This is a genomic window from Streptomyces sp. NPDC054847, assembly GCF_053610925.1.
In genome coordinates this window covers 1-1,277 of record NZ_JBSGZJ010000778.1, presented here as the reverse complement: position 1 = coordinate 1,277, position 1,277 = coordinate 1, and the positions used below count along the sequence as shown (strand labels likewise).

The 1,277-nt window shown below is 74.3% G+C and carries 1 protein-coding gene; it reads left to right on the top strand.

Annotation, left to right across the window (positions count from 1 at the left end; translation table 11 throughout):
• Positions 1-227 precede the first annotated feature (227 nt).
• Positions 228-1,277: DEAD/DEAH box helicase (locus tag ACWGH4_RS35190; protein WP_453467982.1), on the top strand; the 1,050-nt coding region annotated here is incomplete at its 3' end.

Genomic DNA, 1,277 nt, shown 5'->3' with positions numbered 1-1,277 from the left:
GGCCTGGGTCGCTCAGCCGGCGGGCGGCTGGGGGGACCCGGTTACTGGGGGCCCGTGCCGGGCGGCGGGGGCGGGGGGGCGGGGCGGGCGCGGGGGGGGGTGGGGGGGCACGGCGGGGGTGGGTGGCGTCTGGGTAAAATGGGGTCACGCTTCGTCGTTCCGGGGGCCCGTACCAAGGGGTGCGGGCCCCGGCTCGTTCCGGGCGCCAGACCACGGAAGGGTCCCCCATGAATGCGAAGCCGTCAGCCGCCGGGCGCCTCGGTGCCGGCAAGACCCGGCCGGCGGCCGTGCAGGGTGAGCTCTCCGCGGTGACGCTGACACCCGGCTCGCCGCCCGCGCAGTCCTTCGCCGAACTGGGCCTGCCCCCGGAAGTGGCGCGGGTGATGGCCGGCTCCGGGGTGAGTGAACCGTTCCCGATCCAGGCGGCCACCCTGCCCGACGCGCTGGCCGGCCGGGACATCCTCGGCCGTGCGCGGACCGGGTCCGGCAAGACTCTCGCCTTCGGGCTGGCCCTGCTCACCCGTACCGCGGGCCGGCGTGCCGAGCCGAAGCGGCCGCTGGGGCTGGTCCTGGTGCCGACCCGGGAACTGGCGCAGCAGGTGAGTGACGTGCTGGCCCCGTACGCGTCGGCGCTGGGGCTGCGGCTGGCGACGGTGGTCGGCGGGTTGTCGATCGGGCGGCAGGCGACGGGGCTGCGGGCCGGCGCCGAGGTGGTCGTCGCGACCCCGGGCCGGCTGGCCGACCTGGTGGGGCGCCGGGACTGCCACCTGGACCAGGTGCGGATCACGGTGCTGGACGAGGCGGACCAGATGTGCGACATGGGGTTCCTGCCCCAGGTGTCGGAGCTGTTGGACCAGGTGCGGCCGGGCGGTCAGCGCATGCTGTTCTCGGCCACCCTCGACCGCAACATCGACCATTTGGTGGGGCGCTACCTCCATGACCCGGTGCTCGCGACGGTCGACCGGGCGGCGGGCGCGGTGACCACGATGGAGCACCATGTGCTGAACATCCATCCGGCGGACAAGTACGCCACGGCCACGGAGATCGCCGCCCGGGACGGGCGGGTGCTGATGTTCCTGGACACCAAGCACGCGGTCGACCAGTTCACCCGCCATCTGCGCGGCAGTGGGATCCGGGCCGCCGCGCTGCACAGCGGGAAGTCGCAGCCGCAGCGCACGCACACGCTCGCCCAGTTCAAGAGCGGTGAGGTCACCGTGCTGGTGGCCACCAATGTGGCGGCGCGGGGCATTCATGTCGACGCGCTCGACCTCGTCGTC